The organism is Candidatus Thiodiazotropha sp. AKIB8 (assembly GCF_058244675.1).
Genome location: NZ_JBSYOO010000046.1, coordinates 26,302 through 43,680 on the forward strand (window position 1 = coordinate 26,302; position 17,379 = coordinate 43,680).

17 protein-coding genes are annotated in these 17,379 nt (G+C 49.1%); 8 read left to right on the plus strand and 9 right to left on the minus strand.

All coding sequences use genetic code 11. The annotated features are described in order from the left end of the window. Positions 1-40: 40 nt before the first annotated feature. The 5 genes from AC4IFB_RS15830 (at position 41) to putP (ending at position 6,064) form a co-directional block, all read left to right on the plus strand. Complete coding sequence (locus AC4IFB_RS15830; RefSeq protein ID WP_490780682.1) at positions 41-667, plus strand: YfgM family protein; 627 nt, start codon at positions 41-43, stop codon at positions 665-667. Beyond that, positions 642-1,832 carry an outer membrane protein assembly factor BamB gene (bamB, locus tag AC4IFB_RS15835; RefSeq protein WP_490780683.1) on the plus strand — a complete coding sequence of 397 codons (1,191 nt, stop codon included), beginning with the start codon at positions 642-644 and terminating at the stop codon, positions 1,830-1,832. The genes AC4IFB_RS15830 and bamB overlap by 26 nt, the downstream gene beginning before the upstream one ends. Beyond that, positions 1,832-3,223, plus strand: coding sequence for a ribosome biogenesis GTPase Der (der, locus tag AC4IFB_RS15840; RefSeq protein WP_490776580.1), 1,392 nt, complete (start codon positions 1,832-1,834; stop codon positions 3,221-3,223). The genes bamB and der overlap by 1 nt, the downstream gene beginning before the upstream one ends. A gap of 11 nt (positions 3,224-3,234) precedes the next feature. Next, on the plus strand, positions 3,235-4,515 hold the full coding sequence (locus AC4IFB_RS15845) for an SPL family radical SAM protein (protein WP_490780684.1): 1,281 nt from the start codon (positions 3,235-3,237) through the stop codon (positions 4,513-4,515). A 106-nt stretch (positions 4,516-4,621) separates the two neighbouring features. After that, the gene (gene putP / locus AC4IFB_RS15850) at positions 4,622-6,064 is read left to right on the plus strand and encodes a sodium/proline symporter PutP (protein WP_490780685.1); all 1,443 of its coding nucleotides are present in this window, start codon (positions 4,622-4,624) and stop codon (positions 6,062-6,064) included. A 66-nt stretch (positions 6,065-6,130) separates the two neighbouring features. Here the strand turns inward: putP and AC4IFB_RS15855 are convergent, their stop codons facing one another. The 4 genes from AC4IFB_RS15855 to AC4IFB_RS15870 are packed head-to-tail and all read right to left on the minus strand — an operon-like array spanning position 6,131 to position 9,492. Next, positions 6,131-7,048 carry an alpha/beta hydrolase gene (locus AC4IFB_RS15855; protein ID WP_490780686.1) on the minus strand — a complete coding sequence of 306 codons (918 nt, stop codon included), beginning with the start codon at positions 7,046-7,048 and terminating at the stop codon, positions 6,131-6,133. Next, positions 7,045-7,476, minus strand: coding sequence for a hypothetical protein (locus tag AC4IFB_RS15860; protein ID WP_490780687.1), 432 nt, complete (start codon positions 7,474-7,476; stop codon positions 7,045-7,047). Before AC4IFB_RS15860 ends, AC4IFB_RS15855 begins: the two co-directional genes overlap by 4 nt. Next, entirely contained in the window at positions 7,464-8,762 is a 1,299-nt protein-coding gene (locus AC4IFB_RS15865) for an ABC1 kinase family protein (protein WP_490780688.1), read from the minus strand. Before AC4IFB_RS15865 ends, AC4IFB_RS15860 begins: the two co-directional genes overlap by 13 nt. Next, the gene (locus AC4IFB_RS15870; protein WP_490776586.1) at positions 8,755-9,492 is read right to left on the minus strand and encodes a TetR/AcrR family transcriptional regulator; all 738 of its coding nucleotides are present in this window, start codon (positions 9,490-9,492) and stop codon (positions 8,755-8,757) included. Before AC4IFB_RS15870 ends, AC4IFB_RS15865 begins: the two co-directional genes overlap by 8 nt. 273 nt (positions 9,493-9,765) lie before the next feature. Here AC4IFB_RS15870 and AC4IFB_RS15875 point away from each other — a divergent pair, with 273 nt between their 5' ends. Both AC4IFB_RS15875 and apbC read left to right on the plus strand, forming a co-directional pair. Continuing rightward, positions 9,766-10,410, plus strand: coding sequence for a TetR/AcrR family transcriptional regulator (locus AC4IFB_RS15875; RefSeq protein ID WP_490776587.1), 645 nt, complete (start codon positions 9,766-9,768; stop codon positions 10,408-10,410). A gap of 217 nt (positions 10,411-10,627) precedes the next feature. Next, positions 10,628-11,719 (plus strand): iron-sulfur cluster carrier protein ApbC, encoded by a 1,092-nt coding sequence (apbC, locus tag AC4IFB_RS15880; protein ID WP_490780689.1) that lies wholly within the window; start codon positions 10,628-10,630, stop codon positions 11,717-11,719. Positions 11,720-11,826: 107 nt separating this feature from the next. On the opposite strand, the gene AC4IFB_RS15885 is transcribed toward apbC, so the two are convergent. The 5 genes from AC4IFB_RS15885 to rnt form a co-directional block, all read right to left on the minus strand. Beyond that, complete coding sequence (locus AC4IFB_RS15885; RefSeq protein ID WP_490776589.1) at positions 11,827-12,486, minus strand: LutC/YkgG family protein; 660 nt, start codon at positions 12,484-12,486, stop codon at positions 11,827-11,829. Further along, positions 12,479-13,897 carry a LutB/LldF family L-lactate oxidation iron-sulfur protein gene (locus AC4IFB_RS15890; RefSeq protein WP_490780690.1) on the minus strand — a complete coding sequence of 473 codons (1,419 nt, stop codon included), beginning with the start codon at positions 13,895-13,897 and terminating at the stop codon, positions 12,479-12,481. Before AC4IFB_RS15890 ends, AC4IFB_RS15885 begins: the two co-directional genes overlap by 8 nt. Further along, positions 13,887-14,648 (minus strand): (Fe-S)-binding protein, encoded by a 762-nt coding sequence (locus AC4IFB_RS15895; RefSeq protein ID WP_490780691.1) that lies wholly within the window; start codon positions 14,646-14,648, stop codon positions 13,887-13,889. The genes AC4IFB_RS15890 and AC4IFB_RS15895 overlap by 11 nt, the downstream gene beginning before the upstream one ends. Positions 14,649-14,673: 25 nt before the next feature. After that, positions 14,674-15,417 (minus strand): FCD domain-containing protein, encoded by a 744-nt coding sequence (locus AC4IFB_RS15900; protein WP_490776592.1) that lies wholly within the window; start codon positions 15,415-15,417, stop codon positions 14,674-14,676. A gap of 367 nt (positions 15,418-15,784) precedes the next feature. After that, entirely contained in the window at positions 15,785-16,447 is a 663-nt protein-coding gene (gene rnt / locus AC4IFB_RS15905; protein ID WP_490780692.1) for a ribonuclease T, read from the minus strand. A gap of 166 nt (positions 16,448-16,613) precedes the next feature. On the opposite strand from rnt, the gene AC4IFB_RS15910 reads away from it, so the two are divergent. Beyond that, positions 16,614-17,360, plus strand: coding sequence for an MlaA family lipoprotein (locus tag AC4IFB_RS15910; RefSeq protein ID WP_490776594.1), 747 nt, complete (start codon positions 16,614-16,616; stop codon positions 17,358-17,360). Positions 17,361-17,379: the final 19 nt, after the last annotated feature.

Sequence of the window (17,379 nt, forward strand, 5' to 3'; positions counted from 1 at the left end):
GAAATCAAATAATCAACTGAGTTGAATGGGTTAGAGACTTATGAGCACATATCAGACCGAAGAAGAACAGGTCGAAGCCATCAAGCGCTGGTGGAAAGAGAACGGTACCTCAGTGATCGCCGGATTGGTGATCGGGTTGGGTGGCGTTTTTGGCTGGCAGACTTGGGGTAACTATCAGGATCGTGTTGGCGGTGAGGCCTCGGTAGCCTTCAGCCAGTTGGTCAGTGCGGTGCAGCGTGGTGATAACGAATCTGCCGCTAAACAGGCCGAGTTGTTGAAACAAAACTTTGATGGTAGCAGCTATGCACTGTTCGCCGGATTGTCAGAAGCCCGTCTGCTGATGGAGGCGGGTGACAGCGCTGCAGCCAAATCGAAACTGGAGTTGGTCATCAAGGAGAGTAAAGTTCCTGCACTGACCCAGATGGCACAACTCAACCTCGCCAGAATCCTGCTTGATGAAGGTGATCTTGACGCTGCTGAGCAGCAGGCTGCTATCGAATCTGGCGGTTTTGCAGGTGAATTTGCGGTACTTCGTGGAGATATTGCCCATGCGAAGGGCGATCTTGTGGCGGCTGCTGCAGCTTATACCGAGGCTATGACAAAAGATATCAGTGACCGGGCTCTGCTGCAGATGAAGCTCGATGATCTGGCCGTTGCCACACCCTGAGGCCAAGATGATTCGTCACCTGATCTGGTTACCCATGCTGCTAGTGACTGGCTGCAGTATTTTCACAGGTAAAGATAATGCTGATCCGCCATCTGAACTGGTGGAGTTACAGCAAGAGCTTCGAATTGAATCCATTTGGGATGAGGATTTTGAAGGGGGTGATGGGGCGCAATTGAAATTGCCCCCTGCCCATGAATATGATCAGCTTTATCTGGCCGAGCCTTCTGGTGAAATCTATGCTATCGACATGAAAACCGGGGATACACTCTGGTCAGTGGATATAGATAGCCCATTGAGTGGCGGGCCTGGGATTGGAGAAGGTTTTTTAGCCGTTGGCACAATGGAGGCAGAGCTGATTGTGCTCAACAGTGCTGATGGTACTGAACGTTGGCGTAAGCGGGTAGGCAGTGAAGTTTTGTCTGTCCCTGCAATCGGTGGCGGCTATATTGTCTGCCGGACTGGCGATGGCGGTGTGGCTGCCTATGCAGCGGATAGCGGAGAGCGCCGTTGGCTCTATGACCGTAGTGTCCCGGTATTGTCGCTTCGTGGTGACAGTTCACCTGCAATCAGTAACTCACTGGTGGTATCCGGATTTGCAGGGGGCAAGCTGATTGGCTTGACTCTTGACGCGGGTGTGGTGGCCTGGGAGGCTTCGATTTCCACACCTAAAGGTCGTACTGAACTGGAACGTGTGGTCGATATCGATGCTGATCCCAAACTGGTGGAGGGCACGGTATATGTCACTGCCTTCCAGGGTGAAGTTGCTGCTGTATCGGAGTCCAGCGGGGTTGTGCTGTGGCGACGGAGCATCTCCTCACATGCCGGTCTTGATGCTTCCTGGCGGCAGCTATTCGTCACAGATGAAGAAGACCATGTCTGGTCACTTGATGCCACCAATGGTGCTACTTTGTGGCAGCAGAAAGCACTGCATGCCCGACGTCTGACGGCACCTGCCATGATTGATCAATATCTGGTTGTGGGTGATCTCGATGGATATGTCCATTGGCTCTCTCAGGAAGATGGCCGTCAAATGGCGCGGGTGAAAGTTGGCAGTGATGCGATACGTTACCAACCTCTGGTGATCGACGATCAGGTCTATGTCCTGGATGAGGGTGGAACCCTGACAGCTCTGAAGGCTCACCCAACCGAAGCTGAGAACCCCTGATGCTACCTGTTATTGCGCTGGTTGGACGCCCAAATGTGGGTAAATCTACCCTCTTCAATCGTCTGACCCGCAGTCGTGATGCCCTGGTTGCAGATCAACCAGGGCTGACCCGCGATCGAAAATATGGCACTGGCAAGCTTGGTAAGCACCCCTATGTGGTGGTGGACACCGGTGGCATCAGTGGTGACCAGGTGGGAATTGACGTGCTGATGGAGCAACAGGTTCGTCAGGCGATTGGTGAGGCTGATCATATTCTGTTTCTCCTCGATGGTCGGGAGGGGTGTACCGGAGGTGATGAAACCATCGCCCAGGAGTTGCGCCGTACCGGAAAGCCGGTAACTCTCGCAGTCAACAAGAGTGAAGGGTTGGATGAAGATCTGGTGGCCAGTGATTTCTATCGTTTGGGATTGGGTGATCCACAAGCCATTGCAGCTGTTCATGGCCGGGGCGTGCGTTCACTTATCGACAGCGTTCTGGAGCAGATGCCGTCGCCTGAAGAGAAGATTGCTGACGAGGAAAAAGGCATCCAGATTGCCGTGGTTGGTCGTCCCAATGTAGGAAAATCTACTTTGGTTAATCGACTGCTGGGGGAGGATCGGGTGGTGGCTTATGATCAACCCGGTACTACCAGAGACAGTATCTACATCCCCTTCACCCGTAACGACAAACACTACACCTTGATCGATACCGCAGGGGTCAGACGTCGGGCACGAATCAAAGAAGCCATAGAGAAGTTCAGCATCATTAAGACACTGCAATCGATGCAAGAGGCGAATGTAGTGCTGCTGGTGCTTGACGCACAACAGGAGATCGGTGAGCAGGATGCTACCTTGGCTGGTCATGTACTGGAGAGCGGCAGGGCGTTGATCCTGGTGATCAACAAGTGGGATGGTCTCTCCCAGGATCAGCGGGAGTGGATCAAAACTGAAATTGAACGAAAACTCCCTTTCCTCAGTTTTGCTCGCCACCACTATATCTCTGCACTGCATGGTTCTGGGGTAGGGGATCTGTTCAGACTTGTAGATAATGTCTACGCCAGTGCCATGAGTGATCTGGCTACTCCTGAATTGACTCGATTGCTCGAGGCCCTGGTGCAGGAGCACCAACCACCACTGGTTCATGGGCGGCGTATTAAATTGCGTTATGCGCATCAGGGAGGAAAGAATCCACCCCTGATCGTTATCCACGGTAATCAGACGGATAAAGTGCCCGACGGCTATAAACGCTATCTGATCTCACGCTTTCGTACTGCGCTGAAACTCAAAGGCACACCGGTTCGTCTTGAGTTCCGTTCCGGCGACAACCCTTATGAAGGGAAGAAAAACAAGCTAACCAAGCACCAGATTCAAAAACGGCAGCGTCTGAAAAAGTTTGTATCGCGCAAGCGCTGAGGCCTTCCAGTATGTCCCAGTCGTTATCCCATGACGAAAGAGTTACCGGTCTGCTTCAACAGGCAGGTGTAGATCGGCTGCAACCTGAACAGCAGCGATTCATCCAGCAACAGGCAGTCACACACCGTTTTACTCAGCAGGAGTTGAGACAACTCTGCGACATGGCCGCAGACCTGGCGATGTGGGGTGAAGGATCTCTGCAGCGCTATTGGGCGAATGACTATCCAGCTGGCATGGCACCCAAGCAACATCGAAAATGGTTACTTGATCATCTGCGGGGGCAATGGCAGCAGTTACGGGAAGCGCCGAATCACTATCCAGACATCCCCGTAGTTCCCGCCAGAGCAGAACAGAGAATCCGCCGAGTAAATACAGAAAAAGAGAGGCTGGGATTGGGGCCTTGTCCTGTCGCCTCTCCTCGCACCCGCTGCTGCAATCTGCTGACACTGGATGCTGTGGAAAACTGCGGTTTTGATTGCAGCTATTGCAGTATCCAATCCTTCTATCATGGTGATGAAGTAAAGTTTGACAGTCGTTTTCCGGAAAAACTTGCCCAGCTGGAGATCGATCCACAGCGTTTCTACCATATCGGTACAGGTCAATCCTCTGACTCCCTGATGTGGGGTAACCAGGCTGGTATTTTAGATGCGTTACTCGAGTTTGCAGATAGACATCCCAATGTCATTCTTGAGTTGAAAACCAAGTCTAAGAATATCCAATATCTGCTAAAGAGGGATCTACCGAGTAATATTCTCTGTACCTGGTCACTGAATACACCGACCCTGATCGCCCATGAGGAGCATTTGACCGCCTCACTTGATGAACGTCTGAATGCAGCGCGACGTATGGCCGACAAAGGGGTGTTAGTCGGCTTTCATCTTCATCCGATGATTCACTACGATGCCTGGCAACAGGATTATGGTGAACTCTTCCAGCGTCTTGAAGAGACTTTTACTGCGGATGAAGTGGTGTTGGTGTCGCTTGGTACTCTGACCTACATTAAGCCGGTAATAAAGCAGCTCCGCGCTCGCAAAGGTTTTCAGAGTAAGATTCTGCAAATGCCCTGGGTAGAGTGTGATGGTAAGCTCTCATATCCAAAAGAGATCAAACAGCAGATGTTCAGTTTCGCTTACCAGGCGTTGCGCTCCTGGCATGAGCGGGTTTTTTTCTATCTCTGCATGGAGAACCACGATCTTTGGCAGCCGGTGTTTGGTTTTGAATACCCGACCAATCAGGATTTTGAAGCGGCCATGAAATCTGCCTATCTGAATAAAATAGAAAAACTGAGCTAGGGCCTGTTAACACTAATCGAATTGACCCTGCTGAAGCTATTTTTCCGCCCAGCGGCGTTATCATTCGCTCATGTAGATTGACTACATCACATTAGAAGGGGAAATAATGAATCAACAGCTTCTGGTCGGCTTAAGCTTCTTTCTCTACATGGTGGTGGTTTTAGGGATTGGTGTTATCGCCTGGCGACGTACCCGCAATCTATCTGACTTTGTGCTGGGTGGCAGGCGGCTTGGCAGTTGGGTAGCAGCACTAAGCGCCAGTGCCTCAGACATGAGTGGATGGTTACTGTTGGGTTTGCCTGGATACGCCTATCTGGCCGGAGTTGAAGTGATCTGGATAGCCTTGGGTCTGATGTTGGGAACCTGGCTCAACTGGCGACTGGTTGCTGCGAGATTGAGGACGGCTTCTGAAGAGGTAGGAAATGCCCTCACCCTGCCTGAGTACCTTGCCAATAAATTTCAAGACAACAGTGGCATCATCAGAGTGGTCTCCTCTGCTTTTGTATTGCTGTTTTTTCTCTTCTATACCAGTTCCGGTCTGGTGGCTGGGGGTAAGCTCTTTGAAGCTGTGTTTGGTCTGCCCTATCTCTGGGCGGTAGCTACAGGTGCACTGGTGATCATTCTATACACTGCTTTTGGTGGATTTCTTGCGGTCTCATGGACCGACCTCTTTCAAGGTCTTTTGATGTTGATTGCCCTGGTTGCGATACCTCTGTTTGCTTTGGGGGATATAAGCACTGTTGGTCAAATAGCTGCAATGATAGGTGAACAGAATAGTGAACTACTCAACCCCTTCACCGACAGCAAAGGTGAACCCCTGGGTTTGATTGCCATTGTTTCATTGATGGCCTGGGGACTGGGTTACTTTGGCCAGCCGCACATCCTTGCCAGGTTCAAGGCCATTCAAGAGGTCGGGTTTGTGCCCAAGGCCAGACGCATTGCTGTAAGCTGGGTGTTTGTCGCGCTTATAGCCTCCTGCCTGACAGGCATGATCGGTATCACTTTTTTTGAAGCTCCACTGGATGATGCGGAAAAAGTATTTATCCGTCTGGTGGAAGTGATGTTTCATCCGCTGGTGGCTGGCATCTGTCTTGCTGCAATACTGGCAGCCATCATGAGTACCGCAGATTCCCAACTTCTGGTCTCGTCGAGCACCTTTACCCAAGACCTGTATCGACTGGTTCGTAGAGAGGCCTCAGAATCAGAGTTGGTGATCGTTGGTCGTCTGGCTGTAGTCACCATAGCTGGGATTGCATTTTTACTGGCCATGGATCGTGAGAACAAAGTACTTGATCTGGTCTCCTACGCATGGGCCGGTTTCGGTGCGGCTTTCGGGCCTGCGGTAGTGCTCTCTCTCTATTGGCGTGGTATGAACCGCTGGGGTGCATTGGGCGGTATTCTTACGGGTGGCTTTACGGTTATTGTGTGGAAGCAGTTAGAAGGTGGTTTGTTCGATCTCTATGAGATTGTTCCCGGTTTTCTGTTATCACTGGTGATGATAGTCATCATCAGCAGTCTCACTGCTGATAAACAGTCGATCCCAGGATAACTTAAAAACCGGAAGGTACTCGCCGACTTGATTAGTTAAACCGTTGGGTGGAATAGACCCCAGCTCTCATGACTGCTTTTGAATAAAATCCAAACAGGTTTGCAGAACCGCTTTATCTCTTAGTATCTTCTTATGTCCCAGGCCTGATGTGGTGACAAGCTGAGCATCTGCACTCACTGCTATTAAATTTTCAGCATGTTGATAGGGCACTTCCTGATCCTGTTGGTCATGCAACATGAGTATCTCTGTCTTGATACGCTGAATAGTATTGATAGGAGAGAGTTGGTGCCACTCCCAGGGTTTATCAAATCGATTCAGGTATCGGCGGTGCGCCTCATCTCGCATCGCAGCTGTAACTTTCTCGTTCATAGCAAATGCTTCTCCGAATTGATTGGTTATCCAGTAGATATCTTCAAAACAACTAAATAGTATGAGTTTTTCTACTTTGATTTCGAATCTGTCGATGGCCAACAACGCAGTGCCGCAACCGAATGAATGACCAATCAGCACTTTGATAGAGTCAAGTGATCCAGCAACCGCAACCAGCGCACTGGTTACGTCAAGTGCGTTAGTTCTCTTGCCTGAAGATTCTCCATGTGCAGGTGCGTCGAAGGCTACTACCTGATAGCCCGCGCTTACAAGTAGTTCGATGAGTGCATAGAAATGGGTGCTACGTCCTCCCCAGCCATGACTTAGAAGTACTGCCGGACCCTCACCCCAGGTGTAGATGGCAATACGGTTTCCATCGATGGTTTTGTAATGCTGCTTGCCCTTCTCCTTTATTGCCATCTCTCTACGGGGAGAAGGAAATCTAGGTGGGGTCATGAATAGCGGTAGTGCAAGTTTGCCGGCGAGGGTAGGTGCAATGCTGCCCAAGGCGCTGAAAAAAAATCGGGTTACAGCAAAAAACAGGCGTACTTTGAGTGGGAATTTATGACTACTAAAGGGGTTACCGGTGGGCTGTTTTTGTTGATTACTTTTCATTGTGGCGCCTTGATCATCTGTCTATAACCCATGAGATGAACAATACCGATTACTGAACTGATAATCGATGTCACGATCAGGAAGGTATCAACTAAATCAGGAGAAAAAAACAGTAAAGGTAATATCCCAAGGCCTCTTACAAGATAGATCAAGGTTATGACTACCAAGGCAGGCTTAACCCAAGGAAGGTCTCTAACTAGGCCTGCTCCTGAAAAGGCATAGATTGCCCAAGTAAAAAAGATAATTGTAATAGCCATTGTGATTGCTGCTGGTAAGAGTGAGCCCTGTTCTGAAAGTAGGGCCAACTCCTCTCCTGCGCCAAAGAATCGATACCAATCAGCACCACCGATAATAATTGTGATATGCAGGAGCGCAGCAAGCATACTGAAACTTCCAGCAAAGATAAGCGATTTATTTAAATTAGCCATTTATGCTCCATGTTGACCTGGGCCTCCATACGTTCAAAGATCTGATAGAGGCCAAATAGTGTACGATCAAAGTAGATAAACTCATTGGCAATATCATCAACTTTACTAACCCGGCTCAGTTGTTTGAAAATATTCATACCCTCTTTCGTGTAAGGTGAAGAGCGTGAACCAAAGTCAAATCTCCCGGCTCTGAATGGTTCGCTTAACCAGGCTCCAAATGGTTCCAGGGTTTCACTGTAGAAAGTCTCTAATTCAGAGGCTCTCAAATCACTCACTTCCAGTCCTAGCTTCTGGTAGGTATGAAGGATTACTTCTGCATCATTCTGCATATAGGCATTGATCAGGATTGGTATCAGTGCGACAAAGTTTTTTGAGAAATGTCTTACACAGCCGAAGTCGATCAAGCCCAACGAACCGTCACCAGCAAACAGATAGTTACCTGGGTTCGGGTCTGCATGCAGAGCATTAAGCCCATAAAATGAGTTAACGAAGAGATCGTATAGGCGTTGTGCGAAATGGTTACGTTGATCTTGATCAGGGGTGTTAGAGAGCCACTGATCAAGGTGTTCACCAGGTAACAGGGTTGTTGTTAATATTCGCTTTGTTGAAAAGTCTGAGTGAACGGCAGGAATAACAATATCCTCGAGTTGTAACCTTTCACGAAACCAGTTTGTATTGTCTGCCTCCTGTCTATAATCGATCTCTTCATGTAAACGATGGCCTATCTCATCCAAAGAGGAGAGTAGAAGTTTTGCATGTGGGGTACGTTTAATCAGCATCCTCATTATTTGTAGATCGTTATTAATGGTGATGTCGATGCCTGGGTATTGAAGCTTTACGGCGAGCACGTGGTGGTTATCGGCTGTTGCCTTATGCACCTGACCGAGACTGGCGGCAGCAAAAGCCTGCTGCTCAAAAGTAAAAAAGATGTTCTCTGCTGGTGTGCCAAATTCCTGTAGGAAAATTTTCCGTATCAGGGGGCGACCCAAAGGGGTCACTTGATGATATGACTTTTCAAGTTGCTTGCGTATCGATTCAGGTAATAGATGGCTATCCATGCTCAACATCTGGGCCAGCTTTAGGGCGGTACCTTTGAGTTGTGAGAGGGCGTTAAACAGTATCTGAGCCGTCTTCTCATCTAAACTCTCTTTCTCTATGCTACGTGCCTCAGAATTGAGGAACGGGCGTCGGGCAATATGCGTTAGGTGATGTCCTCCCGTCTTCAGTATCGCGCCACCTGCCATGCGGGTGCGCCTGAACTTCCCTGTTGGCACCGACTTAGTCATCGTGGTTGGCCATGAATTGTCGTTTGGCTTTTATCCAGGGGCGAGTGTAGTCTCCAAAGGCATCCAAGGTTCGACTGAGGTGCGTGCGAAACAGGAATGAGACCAGATCCAGGGCTTTTCCAACCATTCCGGTTTGTAGAACAAGCGCAAATATCTCAACACTTTGGTCCACTAAGCGGGTGGTATTGGCGAACCCCTCAGTATCATCACGTAACCAGTAAGCGAGGATGCCGGTTGTATAATCCCAATAGAGTGGTGCCATGAGTTCCTGGTAAGGCTGTTCAGGGATCTCTCCTGCCTCGACGGAATTGCTTATTATCTCATCCACCATACGATTGAAACGACGGCGTGTTTCCGCCAGGTTTACCAGGCTGGCTGCAGGAGAGTAGAAGGTCAATTCAAATACTTCTGCGAGGAATTCCCGGTCAGGTTTCCACAGTGCCAGTTCTGTCTCGATCAGCTGCTGCAGCTGTTCCTGCAGTGTGTACTCATTGAAAGTCTCAATCTGTCGCAGTTCCTGAGCCACCTCATCCTGACGATTCTCGCAGTAGCCATACAAAAGCTTTTCTTTGCTTGGAAAGTAGTTGTAAATCGTTGCGTCGGCAACTTCCGCCCTGCGTGCAATTTCCCGCATTGATGCCGACTTAAATCCCTTTTCAGTTATCACTTCTGATGCAGCCATAAGGATTCTTTTACGTGTGCTTCTCTTCTCCTGCTCACTAATTCTCATAGCTGTTTCCTGAAAATGAAAATACAATACAATAATTAGATAATATAGCGCATTATAGTATAGTAAATATATTTATCAAATGGTGACAAATTGATATTTACTGCTATTCTCAATACTTGAATAAAAATCTTCATTCAGTCGTTCATCGTGTGCGACAGATCACTGTGTGAAGATAAAAAATGGTGTGATATTGCCATTGCCCTTGTTTGATAGGGAAGGTCGAAGTTCTAAAAATCTGTAAAACACATTGATAGTGTTAAATTAGGAGATAACATGGGAAGACGGGGAGAACACAGCAAGTCTGAAATCGAAGATATGGCACTGGTGGCGGCTGAGGAGTTGATTGAAACTCAGGGCTATGAAGGGCTTTCAGCCCGCAAGGTAGCTTCAGCCATTGGATATACAGTCGGTAGCCTCTATTTCGTTTTTAAAAATCTCGATGAGTTGGTGCAACGGGTAAATGGGAGAACCCTGGATCAGCTCTACATGAAACTCAGTGAGTCATTGACCGAATGCCGGCACCCTCAGGATTGTTTGTACACCCTGGGGTTGACCTATCTCGACTATGCCTCAAAACATGCCCATCGCTGGCGTATGGTTTTTGAACACCAGCCGCAAACTGAAGGTTTGCTGATGGAGATCCATGAAGACAAAGTGGATCGCGTCTACGAGCTGGTTGAGCGACAGATCGCCGCATTGACCATGAATAATCTGCCTCAAGGAGAGATAGCACTGGCTGCCCGAGCTATCTGGAGTGGTATTCACGGCATTGCCATATTGCGTACTACATATCAGCTGCAGTCAGATGTTCAAGATTCAGTAGCACCTCTGATCAAACACTTGATTGAGCGCTATCTGGCTGGTCTCGATGTAATGCAGACAATGGATAGCGTGGCTCAACATAAGGAAGTTGTCTGATCTGGATCACCTAGAACTGATCAATCTTAATTTGTTGATAAAACGTCGTAAAACACACCTTTGGGAGACTGAAGGTGTGTTTTCTGCTGCCTGTAAAAACAAAACCCAGGAAAGAGCTTGGTATATTTACCTGGTTTTCGTGTAGAATCCCCCGCCATGTAGTTTTCAGTAATATTGACGGGCCCACGTGTAGGCCTGCTTGCAGGAGTAACTGACGATGTCTGAACTGACACAAGATTCCGTAAAAGAAGCGATCAAAGCTTATATCGAACCTAATCTGGAGAAAGACCTGGTTACAGCCAAGGCTGTCAAAGGTGTAGAAGTGGATGGTGGCAAGGTGAAAGTTGCGATTGAACTTGGCTTTCCTGCCAAAGGCTGTTTCGATGCTATCGAATCAGCGGTCACTGATCAGGTCAAGACACTCTCTGGTGTTGAGTCAGTTGAGGTCACTGTGAGCAGCAAGGTCGTGGCTCATTCGGTGCAAAAGGCTTTGAAACCGATTGATAACATAAAAAACATTATCGCTGTCGCCTCAGGTAAGGGCGGTGTCGGTAAATCCACAACGGCAGTCAATATCGCGCTGGCTTTGGCGGAAGAGGGTGCAAAAGTGGGTGTTCTGGATGCGGACATCTATGGCCCATCTCAACCGCGTATGCTTGGGATTACTGGAAAGCCAGACTCTAAGGATGGAAAAACACTCGAGCCGATGGAAGGTTATGGTCTTCAGGCGATGTCGATCGGCTTCCTGATTGACGAAGAGACACCGATGATCTGGCGTGGCCCTATGGTTACCCAGGCCCTGGAACAGTTGCTGAACGATACCAATTGGGACAGCCTCGATTACCTGGTTGTGGATCTACCCCCGGGTACGGGTGATACCCAGTTGACCCTGGCGCAAAAAGTTCCTGTTTCCGGTGCTGTGATCGTAACCACGCCACAGGACATTGCCCTGTTGGATGCTCGAAAAGGCTTGAAAATGTTCGAGAAGGTTGAAGTGCCGGTTTTGGGTATCGTGGAGAATATGAGTACCCATATCTGTTCGAGCTGTGGACATGAAGAGCACATTTTTGGTGAAGGCGGTGGTTCGTCCATGGCAAATCAGTACCATGTTGACCTGTTGGGTGCCCTGCCACTGGATATTCGTATTCGTGAAGAGACCGACGGTGGTAAGCCTACTGTGGTTGCTGAGCCAGAGGCGAGAATTTCTCAGATCTATCGTGAAATCGCCCGTAAGACTGCTGCCAAACTCTCTCTACAGGCAAAAGACTATGCCGCAAAATTCCCCAATATTGTTATCCAGAATAACTGATCAGTACCCATCTATATAGATCATAAGCCCGCATTATTGCGGGCTTTTTTATTTGTTTTGGATTTAGCCTGTCACGCATATTTCACCAGCTACACACCACCTATCAGCTATGTCTCAGTGATCAGCAGGACTACAAGTTCGGTTGGACCATGCACCCCATAGGCCAATGTCTGCTCAATATCTGCGCTTTTGGATGGGCCGGATATGAGCAGCAGGTTGGTCGGCATCAGTTTATGCCAGCCACCCGCTTCCATGGCCTCGGAAAAAGTAGCATAGAGATTTTCGGCATCCAATATTGCAATATGTACAGGTGGAACCAAAGACCAGGTGCGTGGTTCTTCTGCTGTCGGCCAGACAATAAGGCTTCCGGTTTCTGCAATACCGGCTTTAGTCGAGGTGATAGCGGCATCAACGTCGAAAAACAGCTCCTCTTTCCATTCTGCGACACTATTTGTACGGGATACCAGTCTGCTGAGTTCATCGTCGCTGCAACTATTGTGCAGGGTTTTACCGAGTTCGGTCTCGGGAGCATAGAGAACTTTTGTCAGACCTTTCTCTTTGAGTAAGGCCGAGGCTTTGGTTGGCCACTGGTCTCTGCTTACTAAGTGAACCTCTGCTCGAACCGACGCCATCCGGGATCGAAAATGTTCGATGAGGTTCGATGCGGGTGGGAGTTCAGTTTTAAGCGCGGTATAACGCTCTGTTTCGTTTATTACAGGTTGCTGCCCCCGGAGTCGAGACAATATCTTGTTGCGGGCGTCACTCATTGTCGAATCCATTGGTTTTAGCAAGTTCATGCAGTGACCGACTGGCGGGTCGGGGCGCTTTGCGCGCCTCGGTCCAGGCACCGAGCCTATTGGGCGTCAATGCACGGAGACGGGTTACTAGAAGGCTGGCGATGCGATATATGGTTGGTTGCCGATGTGCCAGGCTCCATGCTTTCCAGATGTTACTTTCCCGGCTGCTGCGTTGGCTGCCCTGGCCTCTGGTCAGAGCAGTACCGTCGTTGCGAACCCTTTCGTAGCGCAGTCGGTTCAATAGTTGAGGTATTGGAATGCGAACGGGGCAGACCTCCGCACAGGCGCCACATAAAGTGGATGCTGTGGGCAGTTCACCCATATTGTCGAGTCCAAGTTTCTGCGGTTCAAGTATGGAACCGATGGGGCCAGGAATGGTGGTGCCGTAGGCGTGGCCACCGATACGGGCATAGACCGGGCAATGGTTCATACAGGCACCGCAACGGATGCAGCGTAGGGTATTGATCAGTTGATCGTCTTCGTAAATGTGTGAGCGACCATTGTCGAGCAGCACCAGATGGACTTCTTCGGGACCATCTTTTTCACCAGGTTTGCGGGGTGAACTGATCATATTGAAGTAGGTGGTGATAGCTTGTCCGGTTGCAGAGCGGGTCAATAGGCTGAGCAGGGGAGGCACATCGGAAAGTTTCTCGACGACTTTTTCGATACCCGTAACAGCGATATGTACCTGAGGTGCGGTGGTGCACATGCGGCCGTTGCCTTCATTTTCTACCAGGCATAACGTGCCGGTTTCCGCTACTGCGAAATTGACCCCGGAGAGTCCGACTTTTGCTTCGTAGAAACGGCGACGCAGTATTCGGCGAGCACTTCTGGTCAGGGTGTCGACGTCTTCACTGTAGGGGATGTCTGGAAACTTCTCCTTGAACAGCCTGGCGATATCCTTCCCGGTCTTGTGTATGGCTGGCATCACGATATGAGATGGTGGCTCGCCGGCAAGTTGCAGAATAAATTCGCCCAGATCAGACTCCAGACATTCGATGCCCTGTTGTTCGAGGAAATGGTTCAGTGCCATCTCTTCAGAGACCATGGATTTGCCCTTAATCAACAGCCTGGCATCGTGTTGTCGCATTATATCGAGAATGATGTTGTTACCGTCTTCAACGGTTTCGGCCCAATGAACTTGTATGCCGTTAGCCTGGCATTGCCGCTCCAAGCGTTCCAGCAGCTCCGGTAGTTTGCTTAATGCATTAACTCTGATTTCTGCGCCACGTAAGCGTAATCTTTCCAAGGCCTCTGCATCAGGGAAGGCATCGAGACGCTTACTCATAAAGCCATCCATGGCTTTGCGGAAGCTGACGCGTAAATTACTGTCTGCTACCGCAGTCCGCACACGAGCATGGAAATCGCCACTACTCTGCATGGTGTGTGCGCTCCCAAATGAAATTCGCAATATGCTGGCTCTGCAGCTCTTGCTCTTGATGGGCCAGGTGTCCTGATATATTCATAAGACAGCCGCAATCGCCGCTGACTAAAGTTGTGGCGCCGGTAGCAGTAATCGCTGCTGCTTTTTCGCGCACCATGGCGGTGGAAATTTCGCCATGTTTTATAGCAAAGGTGCCGCCGAAGCCACAGCACTCCTTTTTGTGCGATTGTTGCAGAACCTGCACATTGTCGAGTTGTTCCAGTAAGGCTTCGTGCTCTCCTGCGACCCCCATTTCACGGCGGGCGGAGCAGGAGGTGTGCAGTGCAACTTGGGTCGGTTCGCCCAGATCAACGAGTTTTATATCGAGAACACGCACTAGAAACTCGGTAAGTTCGTAGACACGTTTTGAGAGTTCAACCGCAGCTTCGTAGTCTGCAGTATCCTTGAACAAGGCAGGGTAGTGATGTATGATCATAGCGGCGCATGAGCCGGAGGGTACTACCACTGGATAGGGTTTGGCGAAACAACGCAATTGAGCGGCAGCAACCTTCCTCGCTTCATCCCGGTATCCGGAATTCCAGGCCGGCTGTCCGCAGCAGGTTTGATCATTCGGGAAGATAACGCGAACACCCTCTCTGCGAATCAGCTCCATGCCAGCCAGTCCGGCTTCCGGGTAGAGCAGGTCGATCAAACAGGTACCGTAGAAATAGATCTCTTCGGGTTTATTTTTTTGTGGGAGATTTGACATCTTGGTTTGCTCTGGAGAAGAGGGGTTATGAAGCCAGTCCACGTAGAGATCGTTGTTTACTGGCTGTGGCCCGGTCAATTTGCTGCAGGGATTCCTCTACGAAAACCATATGTGCCTGGGCTGCTTGCCTGGCTCTTTCCGGATCACTGTCAAGGATCGCCTGTAACAGACGTTGATGCTGGGTGCTTAAGGGTTCAAAGACCTTGGGAAGAGTATATAGCTTGTCCAGGTTGTGGCTGATGCTGTTTTGCAACAAGGTGAATAATCCACGCATGACATGTAGCAGAACAAGATTGTGTGAGGCTTCGACAATGGCTAGATGGAATTCAGCATCAGCTCGGGCTTCATCCATCGGATCGGTATATCTGCCGTGCTGTTCGATCATCTCTCTGAATCTGGCCTTGATGTTCTCTTTATCTTCCTGGGTGCCACGTAAAGCCGCGTAGTATGCGGCCGTACCTTCCAGAGCATGACGAATTTCGAGTACATCATATCGAGACTCAGGTAGATCCCTTAGCAGAGCGAGCAATGGATCGACAAAAGAGGGTTCCAATCCCTCGCAGACATAGGTACCTCCACCTCGCCGGGTAGAGAGCAATCCCTTGCTGTTGAGTTTCTGGATGGCTTCCCTCAGAGAGGGGCGGGATACCTCTAACTGCGCTGCGAGATCGCGTTCAGCAGGTAATCTTTCACCAGCTTTAAGGTCTCTTTCTGCAATCATTGTTTCCAGGGTTTCCGCTATTTGATCGGATAGCCGTTGCTGTTTCATAGGCCTCTATTTCTTATTTGGCATGACCAATTAAAGAGGAGTCTAGTTGCTTTTTAGAAAAACGGAAGAGATATTGTATCTATATGAATAAACATAAAAAAATAGGAATATGACTATTAAAACAGAGTTTAATAGGTAAATAATGTTTTTCGGCATTGTGATATTTTCAAAAATATTAGCCGATTTATTAATTGGTAAGACCAATTAAATCGACTCTGCTGCGCTTTTTATCCACACAATTGATCGAGAATCAAAAAGGGGGAGATCGGCTGGGTCACTTACTGGCTGTAAAAACAGCCATCCCTGACATATTGAGGCAAGGTGGTCGCTGCAGGGCCTGATGCTCCCCCTTAGCTGGGACGAGCCTCTAAGTCTGATCAGTTGGTACTGTGTTAGTAGGCAGGCCGTTGTTGCCGGATATCTGCTGCCAATGATTGATGATGGTGCAGAAGAGTTTTGCTGTCTGTTCCGTATCATAGATTGCTGAATGGGCCTGAGCACCATCCCACTCGATGCCAGCAGCCTTGGCCGCCTTAGCCAACACTGTCTGGCCATAAACCATGCCAGCAAGGGAGACAGTGTCGAAAGTGCTGAACGGGTGGAAAGGATTGCGTTTGACTGCAGCGCGTTGCACCGCGGCATTCAGGAAACTGAGGTCAAAAAAGGCGTTATGCCCAACAAGAATGGCCCTTTTGCAACCACTTGCTTTGATCGCTTTGCGGATTGGTGTAAAAAGTTGTTTCAGGCCTTGCGCTTCAGAGAGTGCCTCACGGAATGGATGGTCAGGATCAATACCATTGAACTCCAGCGCTTTAGGATCAATATTCGCGCCTTCAAATGGTTCAATATGGCAGGAATATGTCTCTACAGAATAGAGTAGACCTTGTTCATCCATAGCCAGGATGGTTGCTGCGATCTCAAGCAGGGCGTCTTTGGAGGGGTCAAAACCACCCGTCTCTACATCGACTACGACTGGCAGATAGCCTCGGAAACGTTGTGCGATGGCAATATTATAGGTAGTTTCATTCATCGGCCAAGGATAATGAAAACCCACCACTATTTCGAGAATATTTAGTTTTTTTTCCCAACTGAGGAACGAAGGTTTACAATCGCCCTGTCAGCGCGGCTTCTTCTTGCTTAAGATGGGCTGTATGTTTCCAATATATTCTTACCATTAGTCACTGAGTCTGTATGTCGTGTTAAAAAGGATTCTAGCTCTCTTTATCCCTCTGCTTTTTCTATCTGGATGCGCCAGCTTCCAGAGTCAGCATCCTGCCGATCCTATTGAGTCGTTCAATCGGAAATCAGATCAGTTCAACCAGGACCTCGATCGTGCTGTCGCTAAACCTATTGCTCAGGGTTACCGATATGTCACGCCAACAGTTATCGATTTAGGCGTCACCAATTTTTTCAGAAATCTCGCCGATATTCCTTCAGCAGCCAACAATCTGCTGCAATTAAAACCCGGTCGTGCCCTTTCAGACCTTGGGCGGGTGTGCATCAACTCAACCCTTGGTATTTTTGGGTTATTCGATGTGGCCAGTGATATGGGGATGCCGAGCTACAAAGAGGATATGGGGCAGACATTAGGCTACTGGGGTATGGGGGATGCACCCTATTTGGTTGTTCCTTTTCTTGGTCCAACAACCTTACGCGATCTCCTGGGTAGAGTGGGTGACACATTAATCAATCCGATCAGCTATCCCTCACAATCAGCTTATCTTGCCTTGAGTACACTGCAGCTCGTTGATATTCGCGCTGATCTGTTGGAAGCGGGTAATGTCTTGGATGAAGCGGCCGTGGACAGATATGCCTTTCTCCGGGAATTCTATCTGCAGCAACGACGGTCGATGATCATGGATGGGCCTAATCATATGGACGATGACGAGTTGTTCGATGAGTCTCTCTTCGAAGATGAGCAGATGTTCGATGATTCCCAGTAATTGATGTCAGGAGTAGCTT

Coding starts and splice junctions, on each gene's coding strand:
- AC4IFB_RS15830 (WP_490780682.1), top strand. CDS start 41: ATGAGCACATATCAGACCGAAGAAGAACAGGTCGAAGCCATCAAGCGC.
- bamB (WP_490780683.1), top strand. CDS start 642: ATGATCTGGCCGTTGCCACACCCTGAGGCCAAGATGATTCGTCACCTG.
- der (WP_490776580.1), top strand. CDS start 1,832: ATGCTACCTGTTATTGCGCTGGTTGGACGCCCAAATGTGGGTAAATCT.
- AC4IFB_RS15845 (WP_490780684.1), top strand. CDS start 3,235: ATGTCCCAGTCGTTATCCCATGACGAAAGAGTTACCGGTCTGCTTCAA.
- putP (WP_490780685.1), top strand. CDS start 4,622: ATGAATCAACAGCTTCTGGTCGGCTTAAGCTTCTTTCTCTACATGGTG.
- AC4IFB_RS15855 (WP_490780686.1), bottom strand. CDS start 7,048: ATGAAAAGTAATCAACAAAAACAGCCCACCGGTAACCCCTTTAGTAGT.
- AC4IFB_RS15860 (WP_490780687.1), bottom strand. CDS start 7,476: ATGGCTAATTTAAATAAATCGCTTATCTTTGCTGGAAGTTTCAGTATG.
- AC4IFB_RS15865 (WP_490780688.1), bottom strand. CDS start 8,762: ATGACTAAGTCGGTGCCAACAGGGAAGTTCAGGCGCACCCGCATGGCA.
- AC4IFB_RS15870 (WP_490776586.1), bottom strand. CDS start 9,492: ATGAGAATTAGTGAGCAGGAGAAGAGAAGCACACGTAAAAGAATCCTT.
- AC4IFB_RS15875 (WP_490776587.1), top strand. CDS start 9,766: ATGGGAAGACGGGGAGAACACAGCAAGTCTGAAATCGAAGATATGGCA.
- apbC (WP_490780689.1), top strand. CDS start 10,628: ATGTCTGAACTGACACAAGATTCCGTAAAAGAAGCGATCAAAGCTTAT.
- AC4IFB_RS15885 (WP_490776589.1), bottom strand. CDS start 12,486: ATGAGTGACGCCCGCAACAAGATATTGTCTCGACTCCGGGGGCAGCAA.
- AC4IFB_RS15890 (WP_490780690.1), bottom strand. CDS start 13,897: ATGCAGAGTAGTGGCGATTTCCATGCTCGTGTGCGGACTGCGGTAGCA.
- AC4IFB_RS15895 (WP_490780691.1), bottom strand. CDS start 14,648: ATGTCAAATCTCCCACAAAAAAATAAACCCGAAGAGATCTATTTCTAC.
- AC4IFB_RS15900 (WP_490776592.1), bottom strand. CDS start 15,417: ATGAAACAGCAACGGCTATCCGATCAAATAGCGGAAACCCTGGAAACA.
- rnt (WP_490780692.1), bottom strand. CDS start 16,447: ATGAATGAAACTACCTATAATATTGCCATCGCACAACGTTTCCGAGGC.